25 protein-coding genes, 1 tRNA gene and 1 other RNA gene are annotated in these 23,641 nt (G+C 73.4%); 5 read left to right on the top strand and 22 right to left on the bottom strand.

Annotated features, from left to right (window positions below):
* Nucleotides 1–70: 70 nt before the first annotated feature.
* The 3 genes from ACZ7LE_RS22315 to ACZ7LE_RS22305 form a co-directional block, all read right to left on the bottom strand.
* A complete protein-coding gene (locus ACZ7LE_RS22315; RefSeq protein ID WP_470405434.1) occupies nucleotides 71–1,177 on the bottom strand; it encodes an aspartate-semialdehyde dehydrogenase in 1,107 nt (368 codons plus the stop codon).
* Nucleotide 1,178: 1 nt separating this feature from the next.
* On the bottom strand, nucleotides 1,179–2,456 hold the full coding sequence (locus ACZ7LE_RS22310) for an aspartate kinase (RefSeq protein WP_026366136.1): 1,278 nt from the start codon (nucleotides 2,454–2,456) through the stop codon (nucleotides 1,179–1,181).
* A 126-nt stretch (nucleotides 2,457–2,582) separates the two neighbouring features.
* The gene (locus tag ACZ7LE_RS22305) at nucleotides 2,583–3,356 is read right to left on the bottom strand and encodes a TSUP family transporter (RefSeq protein WP_470405433.1); all 774 of its coding nucleotides are present in this window, start codon (nucleotides 3,354–3,356) and stop codon (nucleotides 2,583–2,585) included.
* Between the two features lie 83 nt (nucleotides 3,357–3,439).
* Between ACZ7LE_RS22305 and recR the strand changes: the two genes are divergently transcribed.
* Complete coding sequence (recR, locus tag ACZ7LE_RS22300; RefSeq protein WP_285108000.1) at nucleotides 3,440–4,045, top strand: recombination mediator RecR; 606 nt, start codon at nucleotides 3,440–3,442, stop codon at nucleotides 4,043–4,045.
* A 12-nt stretch (nucleotides 4,046–4,057) separates the two neighbouring features.
* Nucleotides 4,058–4,627, top strand: a complete 570-nt coding sequence (locus tag ACZ7LE_RS22295; protein WP_470405432.1) for a DUF5063 domain-containing protein — start codon at nucleotides 4,058–4,060, stop codon at nucleotides 4,625–4,627.
* 3 nt (nucleotides 4,628–4,630) lie between these two features.
* Here the strand turns inward: ACZ7LE_RS22295 and ACZ7LE_RS22290 are convergent, their stop codons facing one another.
* The 7 genes from ACZ7LE_RS22290 to ACZ7LE_RS22260 all read right to left on the bottom strand — a co-directional run bounded on the left by ACZ7LE_RS22290 (nucleotide 4,631) and on the right by ACZ7LE_RS22260 (nucleotide 10,662).
* Complete coding sequence (locus tag ACZ7LE_RS22290) at nucleotides 4,631–5,773, bottom strand: ABC transporter permease (RefSeq protein WP_470405431.1); 1,143 nt, start codon at nucleotides 5,771–5,773, stop codon at nucleotides 4,631–4,633.
* Nucleotides 5,770–6,690 carry an ABC transporter ATP-binding protein gene (locus tag ACZ7LE_RS22285; protein ID WP_470405430.1) on the bottom strand — a complete coding sequence of 307 codons (921 nt, stop codon included), beginning with the start codon at nucleotides 6,688–6,690 and terminating at the stop codon, nucleotides 5,770–5,772. The genes ACZ7LE_RS22290 and ACZ7LE_RS22285 overlap by 4 nt, the downstream gene beginning before the upstream one ends.
* An 84-nt stretch (nucleotides 6,691–6,774) precedes the next feature.
* Nucleotides 6,775–8,211 carry a serine hydrolase domain-containing protein gene (locus ACZ7LE_RS22280; RefSeq protein ID WP_470405429.1) on the bottom strand — a complete coding sequence of 479 codons (1,437 nt, stop codon included), beginning with the start codon at nucleotides 8,209–8,211 and terminating at the stop codon, nucleotides 6,775–6,777.
* A 104-nt stretch (nucleotides 8,212–8,315) separates the two neighbouring features.
* Nucleotides 8,316–9,152, bottom strand: coding sequence for a nucleotidyltransferase domain-containing protein (locus tag ACZ7LE_RS22275; protein WP_470405428.1), 837 nt, complete (start codon nucleotides 9,150–9,152; stop codon nucleotides 8,316–8,318).
* A 9-nt stretch (nucleotides 9,153–9,161) separates the two neighbouring features.
* On the bottom strand, nucleotides 9,162–9,767 hold the full coding sequence (locus ACZ7LE_RS22270) for an NADAR family protein (RefSeq protein WP_470405427.1): 606 nt from the start codon (nucleotides 9,765–9,767) through the stop codon (nucleotides 9,162–9,164).
* Between the two features lie 41 nt (nucleotides 9,768–9,808).
* Entirely contained in the window at nucleotides 9,809–10,201 is a 393-nt protein-coding gene (locus tag ACZ7LE_RS22265; protein ID WP_470405426.1) for a VOC family protein, read from the bottom strand.
* The gene (locus tag ACZ7LE_RS22260) at nucleotides 10,198–10,662 is read right to left on the bottom strand and encodes a MarR family winged helix-turn-helix transcriptional regulator (protein ID WP_470405425.1); all 465 of its coding nucleotides are present in this window, start codon (nucleotides 10,660–10,662) and stop codon (nucleotides 10,198–10,200) included. Before ACZ7LE_RS22260 ends, ACZ7LE_RS22265 begins: the two co-directional genes overlap by 4 nt.
* Before the next feature lie 77 nt (nucleotides 10,663–10,739).
* Here ACZ7LE_RS22260 and ACZ7LE_RS22255 point away from each other — a divergent pair, with 77 nt between their 5' ends.
* Entirely contained in the window at nucleotides 10,740–10,916 is a 177-nt protein-coding gene (locus ACZ7LE_RS22255) for a hypothetical protein (RefSeq protein ID WP_470405424.1), read from the top strand.
* An 11-nt stretch (nucleotides 10,917–10,927) separates the two neighbouring features.
* Here the strand turns inward: ACZ7LE_RS22255 and ACZ7LE_RS22250 are convergent, their stop codons facing one another.
* The 7 genes from ACZ7LE_RS22250 to ffs all read right to left on the bottom strand — a co-directional run bounded on the left by ACZ7LE_RS22250 (nucleotide 10,928) and on the right by ffs (nucleotide 17,434).
* The gene (locus ACZ7LE_RS22250) at nucleotides 10,928–11,344 is read right to left on the bottom strand and encodes an NUDIX hydrolase (RefSeq protein WP_470405423.1); all 417 of its coding nucleotides are present in this window, start codon (nucleotides 11,342–11,344) and stop codon (nucleotides 10,928–10,930) included.
* Nucleotides 11,341–13,932, bottom strand: coding sequence for a DNA polymerase III subunit gamma and tau (locus tag ACZ7LE_RS22245; protein ID WP_470405422.1), 2,592 nt, complete (start codon nucleotides 13,930–13,932; stop codon nucleotides 11,341–11,343). The genes ACZ7LE_RS22250 and ACZ7LE_RS22245 overlap by 4 nt, the downstream gene beginning before the upstream one ends.
* 72 nt (nucleotides 13,933–14,004) lie before the next feature.
* Entirely contained in the window at nucleotides 14,005–14,340 is a 336-nt protein-coding gene (locus tag ACZ7LE_RS22240; RefSeq protein WP_470405421.1) for a hypothetical protein, read from the bottom strand.
* A gap of 18 nt (nucleotides 14,341–14,358) precedes the next feature.
* Nucleotides 14,359–15,021, bottom strand: coding sequence for a methionine ABC transporter permease (locus tag ACZ7LE_RS22235; RefSeq protein WP_470405420.1), 663 nt, complete (start codon nucleotides 15,019–15,021; stop codon nucleotides 14,359–14,361).
* On the bottom strand, nucleotides 15,018–16,070 hold the full coding sequence (locus tag ACZ7LE_RS22230) for a methionine ABC transporter ATP-binding protein (protein WP_470405419.1): 1,053 nt from the start codon (nucleotides 16,068–16,070) through the stop codon (nucleotides 15,018–15,020). The genes ACZ7LE_RS22235 and ACZ7LE_RS22230 overlap by 4 nt, the downstream gene beginning before the upstream one ends.
* The gene (locus tag ACZ7LE_RS22225; RefSeq protein WP_470405418.1) at nucleotides 16,070–16,957 is read right to left on the bottom strand and encodes a MetQ/NlpA family ABC transporter substrate-binding protein; all 888 of its coding nucleotides are present in this window, start codon (nucleotides 16,955–16,957) and stop codon (nucleotides 16,070–16,072) included. Before ACZ7LE_RS22225 ends, ACZ7LE_RS22230 begins: the two co-directional genes overlap by 1 nt.
* 380 nt (nucleotides 16,958–17,337) lie before the next feature.
* Nucleotides 17,338–17,434: signal recognition particle sRNA small type (ffs, locus tag ACZ7LE_RS22220), an RNA gene on the bottom strand.
* Between the two features lie 175 nt (nucleotides 17,435–17,609).
* Between ffs and ACZ7LE_RS22215 the strand changes: the two genes are divergently transcribed.
* A tRNA-Ser gene (locus ACZ7LE_RS22215) sits at nucleotides 17,610–17,694 on the top strand.
* Nucleotides 17,695–17,853: 159 nt separating this feature from the next.
* A complete protein-coding gene (locus tag ACZ7LE_RS22210) occupies nucleotides 17,854–18,801 on the top strand; it encodes an endonuclease/exonuclease/phosphatase family protein (protein ID WP_470405417.1) in 948 nt (315 codons plus the stop codon).
* 37 nt (nucleotides 18,802–18,838) lie between these two features.
* On the opposite strand, the gene ACZ7LE_RS22205 is transcribed toward ACZ7LE_RS22210, so the two are convergent.
* The 5 genes from ACZ7LE_RS22205 to ACZ7LE_RS22185 all read right to left on the bottom strand — a co-directional run bounded on the left by ACZ7LE_RS22205 (nucleotide 18,839) and on the right by ACZ7LE_RS22185 (nucleotide 23,637).
* The gene (locus tag ACZ7LE_RS22205) at nucleotides 18,839–20,269 is read right to left on the bottom strand and encodes a serine/threonine-protein kinase (protein ID WP_470405416.1); all 1,431 of its coding nucleotides are present in this window, start codon (nucleotides 20,267–20,269) and stop codon (nucleotides 18,839–18,841) included.
* Between the two features lie 32 nt (nucleotides 20,270–20,301).
* A complete protein-coding gene (locus ACZ7LE_RS22200; protein ID WP_470405415.1) occupies nucleotides 20,302–21,192 on the bottom strand; it encodes a hypothetical protein in 891 nt (296 codons plus the stop codon).
* 86 nt (nucleotides 21,193–21,278) lie between these two features.
* On the bottom strand, nucleotides 21,279–22,001 hold the full coding sequence (locus tag ACZ7LE_RS22195) for a TetR/AcrR family transcriptional regulator (RefSeq protein WP_470405414.1): 723 nt from the start codon (nucleotides 21,999–22,001) through the stop codon (nucleotides 21,279–21,281).
* Nucleotides 22,002–22,080: 79 nt separating this feature from the next.
* The gene (locus ACZ7LE_RS22190; protein WP_470405413.1) at nucleotides 22,081–22,830 is read right to left on the bottom strand and encodes a TetR/AcrR family transcriptional regulator; all 750 of its coding nucleotides are present in this window, start codon (nucleotides 22,828–22,830) and stop codon (nucleotides 22,081–22,083) included.
* An 84-nt stretch (nucleotides 22,831–22,914) separates the two neighbouring features.
* The gene (locus ACZ7LE_RS22185; protein WP_470405412.1) at nucleotides 22,915–23,637 is read right to left on the bottom strand and encodes a YcnI family copper-binding membrane protein; all 723 of its coding nucleotides are present in this window, start codon (nucleotides 23,635–23,637) and stop codon (nucleotides 22,915–22,917) included.
* Nucleotides 23,638–23,641 lie beyond the last annotated feature (4 nt).

Raw genomic sequence — 23,641 nt, 5'->3', positions numbered from 1 at the left:
GTGCGAAGAAGAAGAGGGGCGGGACGGACCAGAAGTCCGTCCCGCCCCTCGGCGGTGCTGCGGGCGTGCTCTACGTGTCGGCCGCCTCGGCGGCGTCGAGCACCGCGAGCTCCGCCAGGTCGTTCGCGATGAGCTCCGCGATCTGGATGGTGTTCAGGGCCGCCCCCTTGCGGAGGTTGTCGTTGCTGACGAACAGGACGAGGCCGCGACCGTCCGGCACGGACTGGTCCTGCCGGATCCGGCCCACCAGGGACGGGTCGACGCCGGCCGCCGCGAGCGGCGTCGGGACGTCGGCGAGCTGGACGCCCGGGGCGTCGGCCAGCAGCTTGCGGGCCTCGTCCGGGGTGATGGGCCGGGCGAACTCGGCGTGGACCGACAGCGAGTGCCCCGTGAACACGGGTACGCGCACGCAGGTGCCGGCCACGGCCAGGTCGGGCAGGCCCAGGATCTTGCGGGACTCGTTGCGGAGCTTCTGCTCCTCGTCGGTCTCGCCCGAGCCGTCGTCCACCAGGTTGCCGGCCAGCGGCAGCACGTTGAACGCGATCGGCGCCGCGTAGATCGTGGGATCCGGCAGGTCGACGGACCCGCCGTCGTGCACCAGGCCCTCGATCTCCTGCCCGACGGCGGCCCGCACCTGCCCGGCGAGCTCGGCCACGCCGGCCAGGCCGGAGCCGGACACGGCCTGGTACGTCGCGACCCGCAGCCGCTCCAGCCCGGCCGCCTGCGCCAGCGGCGACAGCACCGGCATCGCGGCCATCGTGGTGCAGTTCGGGTTGGCGACGATGCCCTTGACGGCGTCCCCGATCGCGTCGGGGTTCACCTCGGAGACCACCAGCGGCACCTCGGGGTCGCGCCGCCAGGCCGACGAGTTGTCGACGACCAGCGCGCCCGCGTCCGCGAACCGGGGCGCGTGCTCGCGCGACGTGCCGCCGCCGGCGGAGAAGAGGGCGATGTCGATGTCGGCGAGGTCGTCGGTCGAGGTCGCGGCGACGTCCTCGACGGGCACGTCCACCCCCGCGAACGGGAGGGTGGTGCCCGCCGAGCGGGCCGAGGCGAAGAACCGGATCGCCGCCACGGGGAACTCGCGCTCCTCCAGCAGACGGCGCATGACGGCGCCCACCTGGCCGGTGGCGCCGACGACGGCGACGTTCACACCCTGGTCAGAGATGGCAACCATGTCAGCGCCCCGTTCCTGCGTAGACGACGGCCTCGCCGTCGGACGCGTCGAGCTCGAACGCGGTGTGCACCGCGCGCACCGCGTCGTCCAGCGAGTCCGCGCGGGTCACCACGGAGATCCGGATCTCCGAGGTGGAGATCATCTCGATGTTGATGCCCGCGTCGCGCAGCGCGCCGAACAGCCGCGCCGAGACGCCCGGGTGCGACTTCATGCCGGCGCCCACGAGCGACAGCTTGCCGATCTGGTCGTCGAACTGCAGCGAGTCGAAGGCCAGCTCGCCCTGCACGGCGGTGAGGGCGGCCATGGTGGCGGGGCCGTCGCCGTCGGGCAGCGTGAACGAGATGTCGGTGAGGCCCGTGGCCGCGGCCGACACGTTCTGCACGATCATGTCGATGTTCGCGCCCGCGCCGGCGACGACCTCGAAGATGCGGGCGGCCATGCCGGGCACGTCCGGCACGCCGATCACGGTGATCTTGGACTCGGAGCGGTCGTGCGCGACACCGGAGATGATCGGGGCTTCCATGGCGTTCTCCTTCGACTTCTTCTCGGCCGCGACCACCCGCGTGCCGTCGTGGGCGCTGAACGAGCTGCGCACGTGCACCGGCACGCCGTAGCGGCGCGCGTACTCCACGCTGCGCAGCGCCAGCACCTTGGCGCCGCAGGCCGCGAGCTCCAGCATCTCCTCGTAGGAGACCTGGTCGATCTTCCGGGCGGCGGGGACGATGCGCGGGTCGGCCGTGAACACGCCGTCCACGTCGGTGTAGATCTCGCAGACGTCGGCGTCCAGGCCCGCGGCGAGCGCCACGGCGGTCGTGTCGGAGCCGCCCCGGCCGAGGGTGGTGACGTCGTTCGTGGCCTGGGTCACGCCCTGGAACCCGGCCACGATCGCGACCTGGCCCCGGTTCAGGGTCTCGCGGATGCGGTGCGGCACGACGTCGACGATCCGCGCCCGCCCGTGCACGGCGTCCGTGATGACGCCCGCCTGCTGGCCCGTGTAGGACTTGGCCTTCACGCCCAGGTTGGTGATCGCCATCGCGAGCAGCGACATCGAGATGCGCTCGCCCGCGGTGAGGAGGATGTCGAGCTCCCGCTGGGGTGGGAGCGGGGTGATCTGCTGGGCGAGGTCGAGGAGCTCGTCGGTGGTGTCGCCCATGGCGCTCACCACCACGACCACGTCGTTGCCCGCTCGCTTCGCCTCGGCGATCCGCTTGGCGACACGCTTCACGCTGCGCGCGTCCCCGACCGAGGATCCGCCGTACTTCTGCACGACAAGTGCCATGCGCCTGCCTTCCGTTGCCGGCCTCCGTCTGTCTCAACGGCCCGCCGGGTGGTTGGGTTTGCGGATCGATGGTACGACGGCGGGAATTCCGGGCGCTGCGGCGTTCACCGTGCGGGACGGCGGCGTCTAGCCCGCGAAGACGTCCCAGGCCAGGCGGGCGATCAGGGCCCCCACCACGACGACGAAGACCACGCGGACGAACTTCGATCCCTTGGCGACGGCCATCCGGGCGCCGATGTAGGCGCCGAGGATGTTGGCCACGCCCATCCCGAGACCGAGCGCCCAGATGACGGCGCCGCTGGGGACGAAGAAGAGCAGCGCGCCCAGGTTGGTCGCGAAGTTCACGATCTTGGCGATGGCCGACGCCGGGAGGAACGAGTACCCGAGGAAGCTCACCAGGCTGATCACGAGGAACGTGCCGGTGCCGGGGCCGAGCAGCCCGTCGTACGCGCCGATGAGCAGGCCGATCAGGGCGGCGATGCGCCGGTGCCCGTTGCCGACCCACCGCAGGTTGTCGTGCTGGCCGACGTTCGGCTTGAGCAGGGTCCAGGCCAGCACGCCGACGAGCACCACGAGGATGATCGGCTTGAAGAGCTGGGCCGGGATGTGCGACGCCCCGACCGCGCCACCGAACGCGCCCACCAGCGCCGCGAGCGCCATGGGTCCGGCGGTGCGCAGGTCGGGCTGGACCCGCCGGTAGTAGGTGAGCGCGCTGGTGGAGGTGCCCATGATGCTGGCGAGCTTGTTGGTCGCCAGGGCCTGCACGGGGCTGATCCCGGGGACGAGCAGCAGCGCGGGGAGCTGGATCAGCCCTCCCCCGCCCACGACGGCGTCGACCCAGCCCGCGGCGAGGCCGGCGAGCAGGAGCAGGACGATGGTCAGGAGATCGAGTTCGGGCACCTGTGCATTGTGCGCGAACCTCGCGCTTCGTCCGGTCCTGTCTCGCGCCCGCATGTCGGTGCCGCCCCGTAGGCTGACCTCTTGTGTACGAAGGCGCGGTCCAAGACCTGATCGACGAGCTCGGCCGGCTTCCCGGCGTCGGGCCCAAGAGCGCGCAGCGCATCGCGTTCCACCTGCTGGCCACGGACAACCACGAGGTCAAGCGGCTGGTCGACGCGCTCACCGAGGTGAAGCTGCGCGTGCGGTTCTGCGAGCTGTGCGGCAACGTGGCGGAGGCCGAGCGCTGCCGCATCTGCCTGGACCCGCGGCGCAGCGACGAGGTGATCTGCGTCGTGGAGGAGCCCAAGGACGTCGTCGCCATCGAGCGCACCCGGGAGTTCCGCGGGCGCTACCACGTGCTCGGCGGGGCCATCAATCCCATCGAGAACGTGGGGCCGGACGACCTGCGGATCAGCGAGCTGCTGGCCCGCCTCGCGGACGGAACGGTGCAGGAGGTCATCCTCGCCACCGACCCCAACGTCGAGGGAGAGGCCACGGCGACCTATCTTTCCCGACTGATGGCTCACATGGGAATCACTGTCTCGCGGCTGGCCTCGGGTCTGCCCGTGGGTGGAGACTTGGAGTACGCGGACGAGGTGACGCTCGGTCGCGCGTTCGAAGGCCGCCGTGTCATCGGCAACGACAAGTAGGTGAGGATCACGATGAGCGAGATCACGCCCGGTTCGGACCTCCGAGAGGTCGCAGACCAGGTGTCCACGCAGGCACGGACGTTCCTGTCGACGGTGACCCAGGTCGCCTCCGGCGGGATGCCCGGGGCGGAGCTCTCGCTGCTCGTGCTCGCCGCGTCCGACCTGCTGTCCGCAGGTGCGCGGCTCGCCGCGATCGTGGACGTCGTGCCCAAGGAGCGCTACGAGCCCGACGCCGGACCCGACACCGACCTCGACCCGCTGCGCGAGGCCCTGTCCAAGATGTTCGACGGGTTCGACGACTACACCGAGGTGGTGGACCCCGTGCTCGGCGAGGACGTCGGGTCGGCGTCGCTGTCGGGCGACCTCGCGTGCGTCGCCGAGGCCCTGGCCAAGGGCCTGCAGCACTTCGACAGCGGCCACGAGCTCGAGGCCCTGTGGTGGTGGCAGTTCTCGTACTTCTCGCTGTGGGGCGAGCGCGCGGCCTCCGCGCTGCGCGTGCTGCAGGTGCTGCTGGCGCACCTGCGCCTGGACGTGGAGGACGACGTCGCCGCCGAGGCGGAGTACGACGCCCTCCACTCCTGACGGTCAGGCGACGCGGGTGCCCTGCGGGAGCTGCGCCGTCGGGACCCGCAGGCGGTTCACGGCGACGATCACACCGGCGGCGCCGAGCAGCAGGTCGAACCCGAGCCCCCACGGCCAGACGAGCTGGTCCGTGACCTCGACGGGTTCCACGGGCGACTCGGCCTGCGGGCCGGCGTCCATGTAGACCCCGGTGCACCAGTCCTGCGGCCCGGTGTCGCCCGTCCGGGCGTAGCGCACGCCGTACTGCAGCAGCGCGAGCACGTTGCCGTCCTCGGAGAGCTTCTCCGGGTCGCCGAGCGGCTGCGCGTCCGCGACCACGACGAACGGGTTCGGGGCCAGCAGCCACCACGTGCGCTCGCTGTGCCAGACGTCGACCTCCTGGGTCTGCCACTCGCAGTCGGGCGCCGTGGTCTCCTCCCAGGTGTAACCGGCCTCGACGCCCCACACCCGAACGCTCTCGGTGGTGGTGGTCGCGGGGACCAGGAGGCCGAACAAGATGGGCAGCACCGCGGTGATCCCGCCCACCGTGAGGTAGGTGAGCACGGCCGACCCCGACGTCTTGGCGACGACGGCCGAGAACCCGAGCCCGATGGCGCACACGACGCCGAGCACGAGCGCCAGCATGAGCACCGTCGTGAGCAGCGCGAGCCAGGACACGCCGCCGCCGACCAGCGCCCACACCAGGAACGGGATGCTCGCCACGAGGAACGCGAGCGCCGCGATCCAGGCCGCGGCGAGCTTGCCGAGCACGATCTCCGCGGGCGTCAGCAGGGTCACCTGCAGGGTCGCGAGCGTCCCCGCGTTCCGGTCGCCGTTGATCGCGCCCGACGCCAGGGTCGGTGCCACCAGCAGCCCGAGGAACAGGACGAACCCGACGACGATGCTGTAGACCACCCCGCCGAACGACTCGTCGGTGCTCTCGCCGGAGATGATGGCGAACGCGCCGGTGGTCAGCATCGTGATGACGCCGACCACGACGAACCACACGATCAGCGCGGTCTTCCACCGCGTGGAGCGCACGCGCTGGCGCAGCTCCAGCACCGTGACGGTGCGCAGGCCGTGCCAGGACAGGGACCAGGTGCCGCGTCCGGCGGGCACGCCGCCGTCGGCCGGTGCCGGCTCGGCCACTTCCAGGTCAACGCTCATCGCCGCTCCTCCTCAAGGGCCAGGTAGGCCTGTTCCAGCACGCCGCCTGCGGGGGCGAGGCTCGACACGTCGACGCCGGCCTCGACCGCCGACCGCAGCAGTGCCGCCGCCGCGACGTCGCCCGCCAGCTCGACGAGCACGCCGGGACCGTCGGACTCCCGGCGGTAGGCCGGGCCGTTCTGGTCCAGCCAGGCCGTGAGCGCCTCGGGGTCCAACCCGGTCAGGCGCCACTCGCGCGGCCGGTCGCCGTCGGCCACCGACTGCGTGGCGACCGTGCGCCCGCGCGAGATGAACACGGCATCGTCGGCCATCTCGTCGAGCTCGGTGAGCACGTGCGAGGAGACCAGCACCGTCTTGCCCTCGGCCGCGAGCCGGCGCACGAGCACACGCAGGTCAACGCGGGAGCGCGGGTCCAGCCCGGAGGCGGGCTCGTCCAGCAGCAGGACGGCGGGGTCGTGCACCAGGGCACGGGCCAGGCCGAGGCGCTGCTTCTGGCCGCGCGACAGCACGTGCGCGGGCTGGTCGGCGAGCTCCGACAGGTGCACCAGCTCCAGCAGCTCGCCGGCACGGGCCTGCCCGGCTGCCGCGTCCATCCGGTACGCCGCCGCGACCGTCGTCAGCACCTCACGCGCGGTCAGCGAGTCCCACGTGCCGAACACGTCGGGCATCCAGCCGGTGCGCGAGCGTGCGGCGTAGTTCTGGGTGACCGGGTCTGCCCCGGCGATGCTGATGGTCCCCGCGTCGGGCGTCAGCAGCCCCGCGAGCATCAGCAGGAGGGTCGTCTTGCCCGACCCGTTGGGACCGATGAGCGCGGTGACGCGGCCTGGTGCGGCGACCAGGTCGACGTCGGCCACGGCGTGGACCGGCCCGAACGAACGCCGCACGCCCTGCGCGCGGATACCACCGTCTGGTGTCATGCGGGGACACTAGCGCGAGTCGCCCGCACGGGCCGTCGACCCCCGGGATGAACCGGGTCTACGACCTGGGGATGACGTCGCAGGTCAGGCGCGTCGCGCCGTGCCCTTCACGGCCAGCAGCCCACGCTCGCCGAAGGCGACGTTCTGGTCGATCGTCACCGCGACGTCGTCGCCCGAGAACCGCAGCTCCAGGCGCCACTCGAAGGGGGTGCCGAGAAAGACCACGCGGGCGCGCAGCGTCGACTCGTCGGCCCAGGCGGCCGCGGCCGCGACGTCGGCCGGCTCGCCACGGAGCGACCAGGTGCCCGGGACCCACTCCCCGTGCCCGAACACCACGGCGTGGTCCAGGTCGCCGACGGTGAACGTAACCTCGGTGCGGCCGCCCGCATCGCGGCCGACGGCCAGCGCGCTGACGTCCCGCGGGTTCGGCTCCAGCGCGTAGGTCGTCACCCCGCGCAGCGCGCCCTCCAGCGGGGACGACGCCGCGCCGGCCGGCGTCGCGAGGGCCGGCTCCAACGGGGCCGCCTCCGCGTCCGGCGCCGTCGCGGCCGGGGCGACCCAGGCGGCGTCGGGCAGCAGGGTGTCCCAGACGGCGTCCAGCACGGACTGCAGGTCCGAGAGGCCCGAGGTCATGGTGATGACCAGGTCCTTCTCCGGCCAGACCACGACGTACTGCCCGAATGCGCCGTCGGCCCGGTAGGCGCCGTGGCGGCACTGCCAGAACTGGTAGCCGTACCCCTGGTTCCAGTCGGGCCAGTCATGCGGACCGTTGGGGACCTGCGCGGCCGTCGCCGCCGCCACCCACTCGGCGGGGACGAGCTGCCGCCCCTGCCAGACGCCGCCCTGCAGGTAGAGCTGCCCGAACGCGGCCATCTCCTCGGTCGTGATCGACAGCCCGAAGCCGCCCACGTCGATGCCGTCGGGGTCCTGCTCCCACGTGGCGTGCGTGATGCCGAGCGGCTCCAGCAGGCGCGGCGTCAGGTAGTCGAGCAGCCGCTCGCCGGTGAGCCGGTGCAGGATCGCCGACAGCAGGTAGGTCGCGCCCGTGTTGTAGACGAAGCGGGTCCCCGGCTCGTGCTCCACGGGCTGGGCCAGGATCGCGCGCGCCCAGCCGGCGCCCGGCAGGGAGATCGTGCGGTCGATGCCCTCCATCGTGGAGGCGCTGTGCCCCGTCGTCATGGTGAGCAGGTCGCGCACGCGCAGGGCGCGCAGGTGCTCGCCCGGATCGGCCGGGGCGTCGTCCGGCAGGAGGTCGACGACCCGGTCGTCCAGGGTCAGGAGCCCCTCGTGGACCGCGATGCCGACCGCCGTGGACGTGAAGCTCTTGCTCACCGAGAACATGACGTGCGGGCGGTCGGCGGTGTGCGGGTACCACCAGGCCTCGCCGACCACGCTGCCGTGGCGCAGCACCATCAGGCTGTGCACGTCCTCCAGGGCGTCCAGACGGGCGACCAGACGGCGCAGCGCCGCGGGGTCGAGCCCCTCGGCCTCGGGGGTGGATCGGGGCAGGATCCGCGACATGCTGGAGCACGTCCTTTCGCTCGGCGACGCGCCATTGTTGCGGACCGGGCGCGACGCCGGAAGCCCAGGCCCGGCATGCGATATGGGCTCACCGACGCCCGCGGTCACCCGGTCGGTTCGAGGACGCCGGACGGGCGGTCCAGCAGGCGCCGGAACGCGTCGTCGGCGAGCGACCAGGCACGGTCACGGGCCGTACCCGCCCGGGACGGCGCGGTGCCCGACAGGGTCGCCTCGGCCTGCGCCAGCTCCGCCTCGACGAACCCCAGCAGGACGTCCGGCACCGCGATCGCGCCCATCTCCCGGGTGGCCGACTTGTGGCGGACCAGCTCCTCGACGGCCGACCGGACGTCCTCAGGCACGACCGAACCCGCGACGAGCGTCGGCAGGTCCATCGGCGGCGTGCGCGCCGCCTCCTGCACGCGCATCCAGCGCAGCGTGACTGCCGGCCGCAGGGCGTAGAGGAACTTCTTGGCAGCCCCGGTCGACGCGTACAGACCCAGGCTGCTCCTGCCGACGTGCAGGTAGTGGTTCGTCAGGGCGCGCCGGTCCGTGACGTCGCCGGCCAGGGCCAGCAGCTCGTCGCGCACGGCGGCGTCACCGCGGTACACGATCGGCGAGCGCAGCCACTCCCCGACCGTGGCGTTGCCCTTGACCATCAGCCCGAGCGCCTTGCGCACGTCCCAGCCGTTGACGTCGAAGATCTTGTCCAGCGGCGTCTCGATCACGTCGCGCCCGGGGCGCAGGCCCAGGTAGTCGTGGGCGCGTCGCACGTACAGGAACCGGCAGTCGTAGTCCGAGTCCGGGGACGGGAAGCCCCAGGCCCGGCTGCCGCTCTCGATCGCCCACAGCGCCCGCACGTCGTACTCCCGCTCGACCTGGTCCAGGCGCGCGTCGACGGCCCGGACGACCGCCGGGTCCATCGAGTGGGGGATGCTCCGCATCCCCGGAAGCTAGCGCCCCGACGGCCGCGGAGTCGTGCTCTTTTCGAGCCGCTCCCGGGCCTCCATGAGGGCGAAGCCCAGCAGGTTGAGGCCACGCCAGGCCGCCGGGTTCTCCGCGTTCTCGTTCTTGGCGCCCATCCCGATTCCCCAGACGCGGTCGCGCGGGCTCGCCTCCACGAGCACCCGGGAGCCGGTGCGCAGCAGGTACTCCCGCAGGTCCGGGTGGGCGTCGAACTTGTGCTCGTTGCCGCGCACCACGATCTCGAACCGCTCCCGTACCCACACGGCGTCGTCGAAGTCCCGGACCGTGCGCCCGGCGGCCTTCGCGAGCGCGGGGTTGGGCGCCTCGACCGCCGCGCGCTCCGCCTCCGGGTCGCCGAACAGGCGCGCCTTCTGCGCCATCATCCAGTGCTCGGCGGTGCGGTACAGGACGCCGTCCGCCTCGAACGACGTCTCGAACCACTGGCTGAGGCTGCCCCGGCCGACGGTCCCGTCCGCCTCGGGCTGATGCCCCCAGAAGTGCAGGTACCGAGGCGTCGCGCCGGCCTCGACGAGCATCCGGAGCTCGTCGACGGTGCGGGCGGAGGCGGGTCGGAGCGTCGTGGTGTCGGGCATGCCGGGAAGTGTGCCAGGAGCCACTGACACGCCCGTCGAGGTCAGCCCGCGACGACCTCGACCTCGTAGCCGTCCTCGTTCTCGAGGTAGGCCGCGTAGTGGTCGGGGCCGCCGGCGTGGGGGTGCCTGTCGGGGAAGAGGAGCGCCCAGCCGTGCGTTGCCGCCTCCTCGACGAGCCGGTCCACCTCGCCGCGGGTGCCGCCATGGAGCGCGAGGTGGTTGAGCCCCGGCGCGAGGCGGTCGTGCGGCCCGGCACCCTGCGCCGGGCTCTGCTCGACGACGACGTAGGTGCCGTCCAGGATCCAGCTCACCCCGGCGGACCAGCGCTGGTGCTCGGTGTAGCCGAGCGTGGTCAGGAGCCAGCCCCAGGACCGTTCGGCGCGGGCCAGGTCCGGGACCCAGAGCTCGACGTGGTGCAGGCGGCCGCGGGTCACGGGGCTGCCGCCGCGATGACGCGGGTGAGGCTGCGGTGGAGCAGCCCGAGCTCCTCGGCGGACATGCCGAGGCGCTCCATGATGGCGGGTGGCACGCGCAGGGCCTGCTCGCGCAGCGCGCGCCCCTCCTCGGTGAGCTCCACGGCGAGGGCACGCTCGTCGCGCGGGTCCCGGCGCCGGCTCACGTAGCCGATCGCCTCGAGCCGCTTGAGCAGCGGGGACAGGGTGCCCGGGTCGAGCTGCAGGAGCCCGCTGAGCTGCTTGACCGACAGCGGCGACTGCTCCCACAGGGCGAGCATGACCAGGTACTGCGGGTGCGTGATGCCCATCGGTTCGAGCAGCGGCCGGTACAGCGCGATGACGCTGCGGGAGGCGACGGCCAGGGCGAAGCACACCTGCCGGTCGAGGGCCAGCAGGTCCTCGGGGTCGGGCGTGACGTCGGCGCGGGACGTGACGGTCATGCGGCTCCTCTCGGATCTTGACCAGCGTAACAGTTGGTGTGCAAACTATTGGTACACCAATTAAACGGAGGCAGAACATGCGCAACCGCGACGGCCTGACGCTGGGCTACCGCGTGCTGTGGCGGCTCAACTGGCTGCTCCTGCACGTGGCAGGGCCGGCCGAGCAGTCCGAGGACCGCGATCCGCGGCGCAGGCTGGAGCGCGAACGCGCCGAAAAGGTGGCCCGGTACCGCGCGGAGCACGCCGAGGACTGACGGCCTGGAGCTCAGTGCCCGGCCGCGGTGAGCAGGTCGCGCGACAACGGCGCGATCGGGTAGCTCGCCACCGGGTCGGCGGGGTCGATCCACACGAGCTCCTCCAGCTCCGCCCGGACCGCGATCTCCGCGCCGGGCCGCAGCCGCACCCGGTAGGCGTGGGCGTCGACGACGTGGTCCGGCTCGTTCGCGGCCGGTGCGCCGAACCGGCCGAGGCTCTCGATGTCCGCCGGGTCGAGTCGCAGCCCGACCTCCTCCTCGAACTCCCGGACCAGGGCCGCCAGCGGCTCCTCGCCCGGCTCGATCTTGCCGCCCACCTGCATGAACGCCTCGGTACCCCGCTTCCGGACCAGGAGATGCCGACCGTCGGCCCGCTCCACGACGGCGGCGACGATGCGCAGCGTGGTGATCCCGTCGTCCGTGCTCATGCCTGCTCCACGATCTCGTCGATCACCGTTCCGCCCAGGACCTGCACCACGAGCGACACTCCCGCGAGCCCGCCCGAGACGATGTCCGGGTCGTCGTCCGAGGGCTCGTCGTAGTACTCGGAGGTGTCACCCGGCGACGTCGCCTTCGACGCAGCCGGGCTCGCGGTGCGCGGCTCGGCGGACGCGCCGCTCGCGGCGGCCCGGGCGCGGCGCTCGGCCGCCTGCCGGAGCGCCTCACGCGCGCTGACGGCGCCCGACATCGGCGGGCCGGCCGGCGGCGGAGCCTGGTCCTCGTAGACCGGCTCGGGCTCCGGCATGTCGTAGTCCGCAGGCGGTTCGGTGGCGCTGGCACCCGACAGCCACGCCTGGTCGGCGGCGCTGGCCGCGGACGGGGGTGCGGCCACGGGACGCGACGGCTCCGGGCGACCTGCCTCGGGGCCGGACGGCTCGGGCCGAGCCGGCTGGGGGCGCTCGGCGACAGCGACGGCGCCCTGCGCCGGGGCAGCCGCCTGGCGCGCGCCGGTCGCTACGGCGGGGCTGGAGGGAGCAGCGGCCGACGGCGCCGCCGGGGCCGACACCGTGGCGACGCTGCCGCCCGGCGGCGGTACGTCGGGCCAGTCCGGCTCGGGAGCCGCCGCGGGGGCCGGGGCCTCGCGGCGCGGCTCGCCTGCCGGCGCGGCCTGGCCCGGTCCGCCGACGGACGGGCTGCCGCCGGGCGCACCCCCGCCGCCGGACGGGCCACCACCGGGACCTTCGTCGAGCGTCGCCTCGACCCGGACCCGGATGCCGAGGGTCTGGTAGACGGCCTCCTCGACGGCGCTGGTGTGCCGTGCGTTCGAGAAGGCACGGGCCAGTCCGGGGGCGGCGAAACCGAGCTTGAGCGTTCCGCCCTCAAGGGCCGCGACCTGCGCGTTCGGGCCGACGAGCGACCACGTCACGCGCGCGGCGGCGAGCGCCCCGAGCACCTCCTGCCAGCGGCGGCGGACCGTCTCGGTGGTGACCTCGGGGTCGGTGCCGGAGGCCGGCTGGGGCTCCGGCGCGGCCTTCGCGACGGGCTCCGGCGCGGCCTGGATGACGGGCTCCGGCGCGGCCTCGGCGACGGGCTCCCGCTCCGCGGGCGCCGCCGGGGCGGGGCTCGGCTCCGGCGGTGCCTCGACGGCCGCGGCCGGGGCCGGGGCTTGGACCGGTGCCGGTTCGGGGGTCGGTTCCGGTTCGGGGGTCGGTGCTGCCACCTGCGCCACCGGTGCCCGCCCGGCCGCGGCGGGCTGCTCCCCCCGCTTCTTGCGCGCGTCGAGGACCGCCCGCGCGGCGGCGGCCCCGGCGAGCCCGACCGCCGCCGGGTCCTGGGCCGGGCCGGCGTCACCAGAAGGGACCGCGCTGGAGGGCACCGCACCAGCCGGGGCCGCCCCCGGCGCCACGATGCCACCGCGTTCGAGGCGGTCGATCCGCGCGGCGAGGCCGGCCGCGCCGTCGTCGGCCCCGGGCAGCAGCAGCCGCGCGCACAGGAGCTCCAGGTGCAGGCGCGGCGAGGTGGCGCCGGTCATCTCGGTGAGGGCCACGTTGACGAGGTCGGCTGCCCGGGAGAGCTCGGCCACCCCCAGCCGCCCCGCCTGGGTGCGCATCCGCTCGAGCTGGTCGGCGGGGATGGCGCGCAGCACGGCGTCCGCGGCGTCGCCCGAGACCGCGATGACGATGAGGTCGCGCAGGCGTTCCAGGACGTCCTCGACGAACCGGCGCGGCTCGTGCCCCGTGGCGATGATCTGGTCCACGACCCGGAAGATCGAGCCGCCGTCCCGCGCGGCGAGCGCGTCCACGACGTCGTCCAGGAGGGTCGCGTGGGTGAAGCCGAGCAGGCCCACGGCGAGGTCGTAGTCCACGACGCCGCCGGTGGCGCCAGCGATGAGCTGGTCCATCACGGAGAGCGAGTCGCGCACCGAGCCGCCGCCCGCGCGCGTGACGAGCGGGAGCACTCCCCCGCCCACCTCGATGCCCTCGGCGCCGCAGAGCTGCTCCAGGTAGGGGGACAGCACGTCCGGCGGCACGAGCCGGAACGGGTAGTGGTGGGTGCGCGAGCGGATGGTGCCGATCACCTTGTCCGGCTCCGTGGTCGCGAAGATGAACTTGATGTGCGGCGGCGGCTCCTCGACGATCTTGAGCAGCGCGTTGAAGCCCTGGGGCGTCACCATGTGCGCCTCGTCCAGGATGAAGATCTTGTACCGGTCGCGGGCCGGGGCGAACGTGGCGCGCTCGCGCAGGTCGCGCGCGTCGTCGACGCCGTTGTGCGACGCGGCGTCGATCTCGACCACGTCGAGCGAGCCGGGGCCACCGCGCGCCAGCTCGACGCACGAGGGGCACTCGCCGCACGGGGTGTCGATGGGCGACTCCGGCGTGTTCTTCGCGCAGTTCAGCGTGCGCGCGAGGATCCGGGCCGACGTCGTCTTGCCGCAGCCGCGCGGGCCGCTGAACAGATAGGCGTGGTTCACCCGTCCGCTGCGCAGGGCCTGCATGAGGGGGCCCGTGACGTGGTCCTGGCCGATCACCTCGGCGAACGTCTCGGGCCGGTAGCGGCGGTAGAGGGCGGTGCTCACCCCCGCAACGATAGACGCCACCACCGACACTGACGACGTGGCCGTCCACAGGTGGACGGCCACGTCGTCAGGTCACGCCGCGGTGCCGCCGAGGGCCTGCGGCGTGCGCCGCACGCGCGCCCGCATGACCAGGCCGGGGATCCCGGCGCCCAGGAGGACCGGGAACACGGCGATGATCGCGAACCACAGGAAGATCGCGAGGTAGCCGTACGCGCCGGCCCCGCCGCTGGGGCTGCTGTCCGCCAGGACGAGCAGCACGATGCTGGCCACGATCGCGACGACCACGAAGGCCAGCAGGATCACCGCGATCCAGAGGAGGGCGGTGGCCCACTTCCGGTAGGCGGGGCTGATCGGCTGCGGCGCAGGCGGGTGCTGGGCCGGGTACGGGGCGTGCGGCTGGTCCGACATGGGCCACACTCTCCCACGTCAGCGGCGCAGCGCCCGCCGCGCCAGGCCGTTCCCGAGCCACTGCACCGCCTGCACGATCACCACGATGATCACCACCACGACGGCGGTCACCGCCCAGTCGTACTGCCGGTAGCCCTGGACGATCGCGAAGTCGCCCAGGCCGCCGGCACCGAGGTAGCCGCCGATCGCGGACATGTCGAGCACGCCGACGAACAGGAAGGTGTACCCGAGGATCAGCGGGGCGAGCGCCTCGGGGACCAGCACGGTGCGCACGATCCGGAGGGGCGACGCCCCCATGGCCCGCGCCGCCTCGACCACACCGGGGTCGATCGAGACGAGGTTCTGCTCCACGAGCCGCGCGAAGACGAACGTCGCCATGATGGACATCGCGAACGTGAACGCCTCGATGCCGATCGTCGAGCCGATGACGGCCCGGGTCAGCGGGCCGAGCGCCACGAGGAAGATGATGAACGGGATGGGCCGCACGATGTTCACCGCGAGGTTCAGCACGGCGAACACGAACCGGTGCTGCAGCAGGTTGCCCGGGCGGGTCAGGTAGAGCCCGAGCCCGAGCGCCAGGCCCAGGAACCCGCCGATCAGCAGCGTGATCAGCACCATGTAGGCCGTCTGGCCCGCGGCCTCCCAGAGCAGCGGCGTCAGCCGCTCCCAGTCCGCGCTCATGCGTCCGCCCTCCCGTGATCGTCCACCCAGGTCACGGCGCGCAGCGCCGCGACCGCGGCCTCCACGGAGCCGCCGTCGCCGACGAGCTCCACCGTCAGCGACCCGTACGGCCGCTCCGCGACCTCCGTGATGCCGCCGTACACGACCGTGCCGTCCACGCCGTGCTCGCGCAGGGTGCGCGTGAGCACGGCCGACGAACCGGCCACCTCGTCCACGCCCACGGTCACGATGTGCCCGGTGTGCCGCGTCCGCAGGCGCGCCAGCACCTCGGGCGAGGGCCGGTCGCGCAGCGCCGTGGCGACGAACCGCCGCGTCGTGTCGTGCGTGGGCGCGCTGAACACCTGGTAGGCCTCGCCCACCTCGACGACGCGCCCCCGCTCCATCACCGCGACGCGGTGGCAGATCGAGCGCACCACGTCCATCTCGTGCGTGATGACGACCACGGTGATCCCGAGCTCACGGTTGACGCGCTGGAGCAGGTCCAGCACGTCGCGCGTGGTCTCGGGGTCCAGGGCCGACGTCGCCTCGTCCGCCAGCAGGATGCGGGGGTTCGTGGCGAGCGCGCGGGCGATCCCGACACGCTGCTTCTGCCCGCCCGACAGCGTGGACGGGTAGACGTCCGCCTTGTCCGCCAGGCCGACGAACGCCAGCAGCTCCGCGACCCGCGCGTCACGCTTCGCGCGCGACCAGCCGGCAACCTCCAGCGGGTAGGCGACGTTCCCCGAGACGGTCCGGGAGGCCAGCAGGTTGAACTGCTGGAACACCATCCCGATCCCGGCCCGGACCGGCCGCAGGCGCGCCTCGCTCAGCGAGCCGAGCGAGAGGCCGTCGACCACCACGTCGCCGCCGGTGGTGCGTTCGAGCGCGTTGATCAGCCGGACCAGGGTGGACTTGCCGGCCCCGGACTGCCCGATGACGCCGAAGATCTCGCCCGCCCGGATGTCGAGCGTGACGTCGTCGACGGCGCGCACCTCGGCGCCCTTCCCCCGGCCCGGGAACACCTTGCTGGCACCCTCGAACCGGATGATGCTGCTGGTCGCCGCAGGCATCAGGAGGCGTCCTCCTGGATGCCGGCCAGGATCTCCTGCAGCTCGGCGGCCGAGTTGTCCTTGATCACGCCGGTGCCGCCCGAGGCCTCGATCACGCCCTCCTCGACCTCCGGGGAGTGGTAGATCTCGACGAGCTGCTGGAACACCTCGTTGTCCGCGTCGGCCCCACGGGCCACCCACACGTTGATGTACGGCTCGGCGGCGGAGGAGTCCGGGTCGTCCGAGTAGATGGCGTCCTCGGCGGTCAGGTCGGCGTCGCCCACGAAGTCGTTGTTGATGATCGAGGCGTCGACGTCCTGCAGCGCGAGCGCCGTCTGCGCGGCGTCGACCGGGGTGACGGTCACCTTGGACTCGTCCTCCAGCACGTCCGCCGGCGTGGAGAACGCGCTCCCGCCGTCGCGCAGGGCGACCAGGCCGGCCTCCTGCAGCACGAGGAGCGCGCGGGCCTGGTTCGTGTCGTCGTTGGGGATGGCGATCTCGCCGCCGTCAGGGATGTCCTCGACGCTGTCGTGCTTCAGCGAGTAGAGACCCAGCGGGTAGACGGCGGTCGCCGCGATCGGCGTGAGGTCCGACCCGGTGGCGGTGTTGTAGTTGGCGAGGAACTGCAGGTGCTGGAACTGGTTCAGGTCCAGGTCGCCGTCGGTCAGCCCCTGGTTGGGGAGCTGGTAGTCGCTGAAGTTCACCAGCTCGACGCTGATGCCCTCCTCCTCGGCCAGGTCGGTGAACGTGGTCCAGTAGTCGTCGCCGGAGTTGACGACGCCGATGCGGACCGGGTCGTCGGCCGAGCCGGTGGCGGGCGCGGCCTCGTCGGCGCCGCCGCAGGCGCTCAGCGCCAGGACGGCGGTGACGGCGAGGCCGGTGGTCAGGACGGAGGTGAAACGAGACATGGGTGGTCCTCTCGGGCGCACGGGCGCGGGTATGCCTGTGCTCAGGATGCGGGGGGCCTGCGTCAGGCGCAGGCCGAGGATGGAAGACGACGGCGGGCCACGGCCATCAGCAACGTGGCGAGCTCGGGACGATGCGGGGCGGTCCGGGCGGGACCGCGGGAACGTGCGGCGCTGTCAGCGCTCGCGCATTCGCCCGCCACGCACGCGGCCGCGACACATGGCGTCGCGACAGGTGCGCGACGTCGTGGCGGGGGTCCGGGTGCGGGTCATGCGGACATCGTGCGTCATCGGACGACGTCGAAGCCAATCCCCACCGGGTAAATCCCATCATGCGGACGAAAAGCCGTCCACATCGTGGCGAGCCGCCCGGATCCCGGGCATGAAAGGACCCCTCGCACACCCACCAGAGCTCACTTACCCTTGCTGCCTTCCGGCCCTGGGGGAGTTCGGCGAGATGGTGCCGCACGAGGGGTCTGCCGCAAGCCTAACCGATCCGGACGCCCGGACCGAACCGCGCCGGAACCGCTGTCCGCGACCTCACAGCAGCGGCCCTGGTCTCCGATTCGTTGTCCGAGCGCAGCGTCCGGTATCCTCGTCAGGCCGCGCCAGACTCCGGTCCGTGGTCGCGTGCCCGTCTCGATGCGGCACGCGAGGAGGATTCGCCTAGTGGCCTATGGCGCACGCTTGGAAAGCGTGTTGGGTTAACGCCCTCGGGGGTTCGAATCCCCCATCCTCCGCAGTCCGATGACGCGAGACATCACCGATGTCTCGCGTCATCGTCGTTTCCGGGCGCGCAAGCCGCGTAATTCGCCCACTCGCCATACGACGTTCTGGACGTGCTCACCTGGGCCTGGTCGGGTTGACCTGCATCAACCCCCTGATCCGGAGGAGAGCGCATGTCCATCACCCCTGGTACCGCCGGCGTCTCGCGCCGCACCCTGCTCGGCGCGGCCGGCGCCGTCGGCGCCCTCGGCGTCTCGGCCGCCCTCGCGAGCCCGGCCGCGGCGCGGCCGGCGCCCAGCGGGAGGCCGGTGATCGGCCCCGCCCGGGGCGACCTCCTGCACGCCATGAGCTTCAACGTCCGCTACGACCGCGTGGGCCAGACGCAGCCGGGCCAGCCCGACTACTGGCCCGAGCGCGCCCCGCTCACCACGGCGTTCCTGCGGCTGGAGCAGCCGACGATCCTGGGCGTGCAGGAGGTGCTGTTCCACCAGCTCGTCGCGGTCGAGGCCGGGCTGGGGCGGGACTACGAGATGGTGGGCTTCGGGCGCGACGGCGGCGCGGGCGGCGAGTACTCCGGCATCTTCTACGACGCGAGCCGCCTGACCGTGAAGTGGTGGGACCAGTTCTGGCTGTCCGACACGCCGGACCTGATCGGCTCCGCCACCTGGGGCAACACGGTGACCCGCATCGTCACCTGGGCCGAGCTGCACGACAGGGTGACGGGCCGCGACTTCGTGCACGTCAACTCGCACTTCGACCACCAGGCCGAGAACGCGCGCGTCCGCAGCGCCCAGGTGGTGCGCGACCAGGTCGCGGAAGCCGGCCTCCCCGTCGTCTTCACCGCCGACTGCAACGCCGCGGCGGAGGCCTCCGCCCCGTACGACGTGCTGGTCACCGAGGGCGGGCTCCAGGACACGTGGCTCACCGCCGACCGGCAGCTCACGCCGTACGTGGGCACGTTCCCCAACTACGGGACGCCGAACCCGGACGGCACGCGGATCGACTGGATCCTGGCCACGCCCGGCATCGAGGTCCGCTCGGCGGCGATCAACACCTGGACCAGGGACGGCCGCTACCCGAGCGACCACACCCCGGTCCAGGCCCTGCTCCGCGTGGGCTGACGCCCCTGTGGGCGGCGGCGCCCGACGGGGCGCCGCCCTACACGGTGGGCGGCGCCCCCTCCGGCACGAGGGCGCCGCCGTGGCGCGCGAGCGCAGTCCGCAGGTCGGCCACGACCGCGGACTGCGCGGCCGTGCGCACGCGCAGCCAGGTCAGCACGTAGCCGTCCCCGTAGCGGTAGGCAGCGTGCGCCCGGCCCCAGAGGTCCGCCGGGCCCTGCTCGGTCTTGAAGGCGACCACCACGGCGTACAGGTCGTCCTCGTCGGCCAGGCGCGCGCTCGTCAGGCGCACCCAGGGCAGGAAGAACGACCGGTTGCGCAGGCGCAGCCACCGGGAGTCGACGAGCGTGAGCCCGTGCTCGCCCACCAGGATCCGGTCGTGCACCTTGTGCCGCCGCCGCGTCGCCAGGAACAGCACGACGAGCACCGCCGCCAGCGGGACGGCGTGCCAGACCAGGTCCGACAGGCTCGGCGTGAGCAGCGAGAGCACCTGCCCGAAGACCGCCGTCGCGGCCAGGCCGAGCGGGATCAGCAGCAGGCGCAGGAGGTAGGTCGCGCTCCGGGCCAGCCGCATGCCGGGCGTGGTCAGGTCCAGGGCCACCTCCGGGGCGCCCACGGGTGCGACGGGGAGGGTCGGCGCCGCCGCCCGGGCGGGTGCGGCAGGCGGCGGCGCCGTCCCGCCGAGCCGCTCGACGATCTCCGCGAGCCCGGGCCGGGCGCCGGGATCCTTCGCGAGGCACCGGGCGACCAGGCCGGCCAGCGGCTCGTCGAGCCCCCCGATGTCGGGCTCCGCGTGGACCACGCGGTAGGCCACCACGTCGGCTGCCCCGCTGCCGAACGGACGGCGGTCGAGCGCCGCGTAGGCCAGCACGCAGCCGAGCGCGAAGATGTCGCTGCGCTGGTCCACCTGCTGCCCGGCGGCCTGCTCGGGCGACATGAAGGCCGCGGTGCCCAGGACCGTGTGGCTCGGCGTGTACGACGTCTCGTCCAGCGCCCGCGCGATGCCGAAGTCGATGAGGCGCGGGCCGTCCGACGCGAGGAGGACGTTCGCGGGCTTGAGGTCGCGGTGCACGATGCCCTGGGCGTGGACCGCCGCGAGCCCCTCGGCCATCCCCGCCCCCAGGGCGACGACCTCCGCCGTCGGGAGCGGTCCGCGCTCGGCCACGGCGTCGGCCAGCGAGGGCCCCTCGATGTACGCCGTCGCCAGCCAGGGCTGCACGGCGTCGAGGTCAGCGTCCACCACCTGCGCCGTGTAGAAACCGCCCACCCGGCGCGCGGCGCTGACCTCGTGGGCGAACCGGCGGCGGAACTCCGGCTCGTCCGCGAGCTCGGCCCGCGCCACCTTGACCGCCACCCTGAAGCCGCCGGGGGACCTGCCCAGGTACACGACCCCCATGCCGCCCGCCCCGAGCCGGGCCAGCAGCTCGAAGTCGCCCAGGCGTGTCGGGTCGCCCCGTCGTAGCTCCTCCACCGTTCCCCTTCCCGGCCGTTCGGCGGCCGAGCTCAGTACGTGAACGGCGGGCTGGTCGGTTCCGGGAACGTGACGAAGTACGTGCCCGAGGTCGGACGCGCCGTCGTCACCACCTCGTACGACTCGCCCACCGTGAGATCCGCCGTGATCGTGACCCAGCCGGAAGAGCCCGATCCCGTCGTCGCCGCCGTCGTCGCGGACTGCGCCTGGATCGCGTTCATCTGGCTGTCGCCCTCGGCGACGAAGTAGACCCAGATCTCGTGGGTCACGTCGATGCCCGCGCCTGCCTTCCAGTCGACACCCATCCGGACCACGTCGCCGGTCACCTGCCACCTGGGCCGGAGCTCGTAGCCCGACTCGTGCGCCGTGTACGCGCAGCCCCCACAGGTCCGGGTGTCCGGGTCCGGCTCGGGGGCGGCGGGTTCCTCGGTCTTCGGCGGGGTCTTCGGTTCGGGTTCCGGCTCCGGCCCGACCTCCTGCCCCGGCCCCTGGCCGGTGCCCGCCTGCGCGTCCGAGCCGTCCGAGCCGTCCGAGCCGTCCGAGCCGTCCGTCCCCTGCTCAGCTCCCGCGCGGGACCGGTCCGGCGACGGCGAGGGGGACGGCGTGGGCCGCTCCGAGACCTCGGCCGACGGCTCGGCGGTGGCGGACTCGCTCGCCCCGGGCGACGCACCGGCGCCGTCGTCGTCCGTGCCCTGGCCCTCGGCCTGCGCGCCGAAGGCCTCCGTGATGGTCCCGACCAGGGTGGGCGCGAACGCCACGAGGGTGAGGCAGAGCACGCACGCAGTGATCGCGGCGACCACGGCGATCCGGCGCACGGACCGCTCCCCCGGCTCGGCGCGGACCACGGCCCGCAAGGACGGCGCGGGCTGCCCGGCCGGACCGTCGGGGCGTGCGGCGTCGTCGTCCGTGTCCTGCTCGCTCACACTTCTCCCGGGTAGGTCGCCGACACGCGCTGGGGCCGCATTCCGTAGACCATCTAACAGTGTTCGAGGGTGCAGCGTCCAGCCGCTCAGGGCACCGGGACCAGCCGCACCGCCGGGCTCGGTACCAGGCCCACCAGCTCCAGGAGGGACAGGTTGAGCTGGGCGATCGCGTCGCCGAACGCGCTCACGGGCCGGGCCGCCGGGTCGAACGAGAGCATGCACAGGAAGCCGAAGATCTGCCGCCAGCCCACCGTCATCAGGTAGACGACGCCCAGCGGCAGGTCGTCCCCCATCGCGGGGTTGGACCGCAGGAGCAGCCGCCGGTACACGCCGAGCTGGGCGGCCAGCTCGGGCGGGATGTCGGCGTCGGGCGGACAGGGCGCCCCGGTACGCCGGACCCGGTCGAACAGGGGGACCCAGGCGCCGCCGAGCCGGGAGGCGACGCTCTGCCGCACGGCCGCCCGGGCGCCGACGGCCTGCCGGAAGCCCGGCCCCATGAGCAGGTCGAACTCGGCGCGGTGCGTGCCGCACCAGACGACGATCGCGTGCGTGCCCGCCTCGACCTGCGCCGCGAGGTCGTCGGGGTCCTGCCGGGCCACCGCCGCGCCGAGGAACGCCAGCAGGCGGTCCATCGTCGACTCGTACAGGGCTTCCAGGAGCGCCACGCGGTCCACGCCGGCGCGGCCCAGCTCGACGTCCGCCACGGCGAGGTCGCGGGCGACGGCGGACATCGTGACCCCGCGGACGCCGTCGGCCTCCAGGAGACGGCGCGCGGCCTCGAGCGCGTCCTGTCGCAGATCACGCGCCATCCGACCCCCGTCCCGGGCGAAAACTCCGAAGTGACCGGCGCCGCACTCTATCCGGACAACCGGCTCCGGGGCGAGGAATTCAGGGCTCGACGAGGCGGACCCGGCTGCTGGGCCGCAGCCCCAGCGAGGCCAGGAGACCGCGCATCATGTCGTCGAACATCGCGTCGAAGTTGCCGAACGCGTAGTCGAGCTGGTCGTACGCCACCATGCAGAGCAGGCCGTAGACCTGGCGCCAGAACACCATGATCGTGTGGACCACACCCACGGGGACCTCCTCGGCCACGCTCGGGCTGTCCTGCGTGAGCACCGCCCGGTAGGTGTCGAGCTCCGGCGCCAGGCCGGGGGCGACGTCGGCGTCCGCCGGGAAAGGGACGCCCGCCCGCCACAGGGCGGCGAAGGTCGGCACGAACACGGAGCCGAGCCGGTGCACGAAGTGCGGCCGGGCCGCACCGGCGGCCCCGACGGCGTGCTGTGCGTCGGCGCCGAGCAGGAGGTCGAACTCGTTCCGGTGGGCCCGGCACCACACGAACAGCGCGTGCGTCGCGGCGTGGAGGCGCGCGGCGTGGTCGTCGTCCGGCTGCCGCCCGACCGCGACCTCCAGGTAGGCGATCAGCTCGTCGAGCGTGTCGTCGTGGACGGCGGCGAGCAGCCCGGGGCGTCCCTCGAAGTACCGGTACAGCCCCGGGCCGGCGATCCCGACCTCCTTGGCGACCGCGACCATCGTCACGCCGTCCACCCCGTGCTCGGCGAGGAGCCGGCGGCCGGCGGCACGCGCGTCACGCAACAGCTCGGCACGTAGTCGCTGCCTGCGCGTCGGGGTGGCGGTCACGGTCCTCCTGCGGTGCTGCTCACGCGCCCGTCGTCCGGCGCGTGAGCTCCAGTCTTGCACGCGGGACCGCCACCCCGACGGCCGTCAGGCGCGGCGGCGGGTGACCAGCGCGACGCCGATACCGACGGCGCCGACCAGGATCCCGGCCGCGCCGAGCCAGCGGCCCACGGGGTCGACGGCGGGCTCGTCGGCGGCCGCCGCGGCACCGTCCGTGCCGGACGCCGCGGCGTCCGTGTGGCCGCCGCCGTGCCCGTCGCCCTCGGCGGCGGTGGTCGTGAACAGGGGCGCGGGCGCCTCCGGCTCCTTGCCGTCGTCACCGGCCAGGTCGTCCCAGTCGACGACGCTGCCGTCGGTGTACGTCTGGTGGGCGGGGAGCACCACCTCGGTGCCCTCCGCGGGCAGGGCCCCGACCCGCACGGCGAACTCCTGGTACTCGTGCGGCGGCACCTCGTGGCCCTTCTGGGCCGTCCAGGTGACGCGCGCGGGGGCCTCGTCGACGGTGGCGCCCTCGACCTCGAACGGCTCGTCGAGCTTCTCGACCTCCACCTCGACGTCCCAGCCGGGCAGGCTGCGCGGCGTGACGCTGAGGAACGGGGTGTCCGTGGGCAGGTCGACGACGAGCTGCTCCGTCGACGCGGTGTCCGACTCGGTCGGCACGCGGAACGTGAGGCTCGCGTAGCTCTCGGCGGCGGTCGTGTCGGGGCTCACACCGACGTGGGCGTACGCCGCGGTCGGCAGCAGCACCAGGATGGCGGTGGCGGGGACGGCCGCGAGGGCGCGGCGGGTGGGCAGGCTGAAGCGAGTCATGTGC

This window comes from Promicromonospora sp. NPDC110617 (genome assembly GCF_055598465.1).
The sequence above is the reverse complement of the archived record's forward strand: the minus strand, read 5'-3'. Positions and strand labels throughout refer to the sequence as shown.

What these genes read in the sequence shown, in the direction of transcription:
- ACZ7LE_RS22230 (WP_470405419.1), bottom strand. Translation starts at nt 16,070, where the DNA reads ATGCCTGCGGCGACCAGCAGCATCATCCGGTTCGAGGGTGCCAGCAAG.
- ACZ7LE_RS22280 (WP_470405429.1), bottom strand. Translation starts at nt 8,211, where the DNA reads ATGTCGCGGATCCTGCCCCGATCCACCCCCGAGGCCGAGGGGCTCGAC.
- ACZ7LE_RS22315 (WP_470405434.1), bottom strand. Translation starts at nt 1,177, where the DNA reads ATGGTTGCCATCTCTGACCAGGGTGTGAACGTCGCCGTCGTCGGCGCC.
- ACZ7LE_RS22295 (WP_470405432.1), top strand. Translation starts at nt 4,058, where the DNA reads ATGAGCGAGATCACGCCCGGTTCGGACCTCCGAGAGGTCGCAGACCAG.
- ACZ7LE_RS22210 (WP_470405417.1), top strand. Translation starts at nt 17,854, where the DNA reads ATGTCCATCACCCCTGGTACCGCCGGCGTCTCGCGCCGCACCCTGCTC.
- ACZ7LE_RS22275 (WP_470405428.1), bottom strand. Translation starts at nt 9,152, where the DNA reads ATGCGGAGCATCCCCCACTCGATGGACCCGGCGGTCGTCCGGGCCGTC.
- ACZ7LE_RS22250 (WP_470405423.1), bottom strand. Translation starts at nt 11,344, where the DNA reads ATGAGCACGGACGACGGGATCACCACGCTGCGCATCGTCGCCGCCGTC.
- ACZ7LE_RS22270 (WP_470405427.1), bottom strand. Translation starts at nt 9,767, where the DNA reads ATGCCCGACACCACGACGCTCCGACCCGCCTCCGCCCGCACCGTCGAC.
- ACZ7LE_RS22185 (WP_470405412.1), bottom strand. Translation starts at nt 23,637, where the DNA reads ATGACTCGCTTCAGCCTGCCCACCCGCCGCGCCCTCGCGGCCGTCCCC.
- ACZ7LE_RS22285 (WP_470405430.1), bottom strand. Translation starts at nt 6,690, where the DNA reads ATGACACCAGACGGTGGTATCCGCGCGCAGGGCGTGCGGCGTTCGTTC.
- ACZ7LE_RS22235 (WP_470405420.1), bottom strand. Translation starts at nt 15,021, where the DNA reads ATGAGCGCGGACTGGGAGCGGCTGACGCCGCTGCTCTGGGAGGCCGCG.
- ACZ7LE_RS22255 (WP_470405424.1), top strand. Translation starts at nt 10,740, where the DNA reads ATGCGCAACCGCGACGGCCTGACGCTGGGCTACCGCGTGCTGTGGCGG.
- ACZ7LE_RS22225 (WP_470405418.1), bottom strand. Translation starts at nt 16,957, where the DNA reads ATGTCTCGTTTCACCTCCGTCCTGACCACCGGCCTCGCCGTCACCGCC.
- ACZ7LE_RS22240 (WP_470405421.1), bottom strand. Translation starts at nt 14,340, where the DNA reads ATGTCGGACCAGCCGCACGCCCCGTACCCGGCCCAGCACCCGCCTGCG.
- ACZ7LE_RS22310 (WP_026366136.1), bottom strand. Translation starts at nt 2,456, where the DNA reads ATGGCACTTGTCGTGCAGAAGTACGGCGGATCCTCGGTCGGGGACGCG.
- ACZ7LE_RS22290 (WP_470405431.1), bottom strand. Translation starts at nt 5,773, where the DNA reads ATGAGCGTTGACCTGGAAGTGGCCGAGCCGGCACCGGCCGACGGCGGC.
- ACZ7LE_RS22260 (WP_470405425.1), bottom strand. Translation starts at nt 10,662, where the DNA reads ATGACCGTCACGTCCCGCGCCGACGTCACGCCCGACCCCGAGGACCTG.
- ACZ7LE_RS22195 (WP_470405414.1), bottom strand. Translation starts at nt 22,001, where the DNA reads ATGGCGCGTGATCTGCGACAGGACGCGCTCGAGGCCGCGCGCCGTCTC.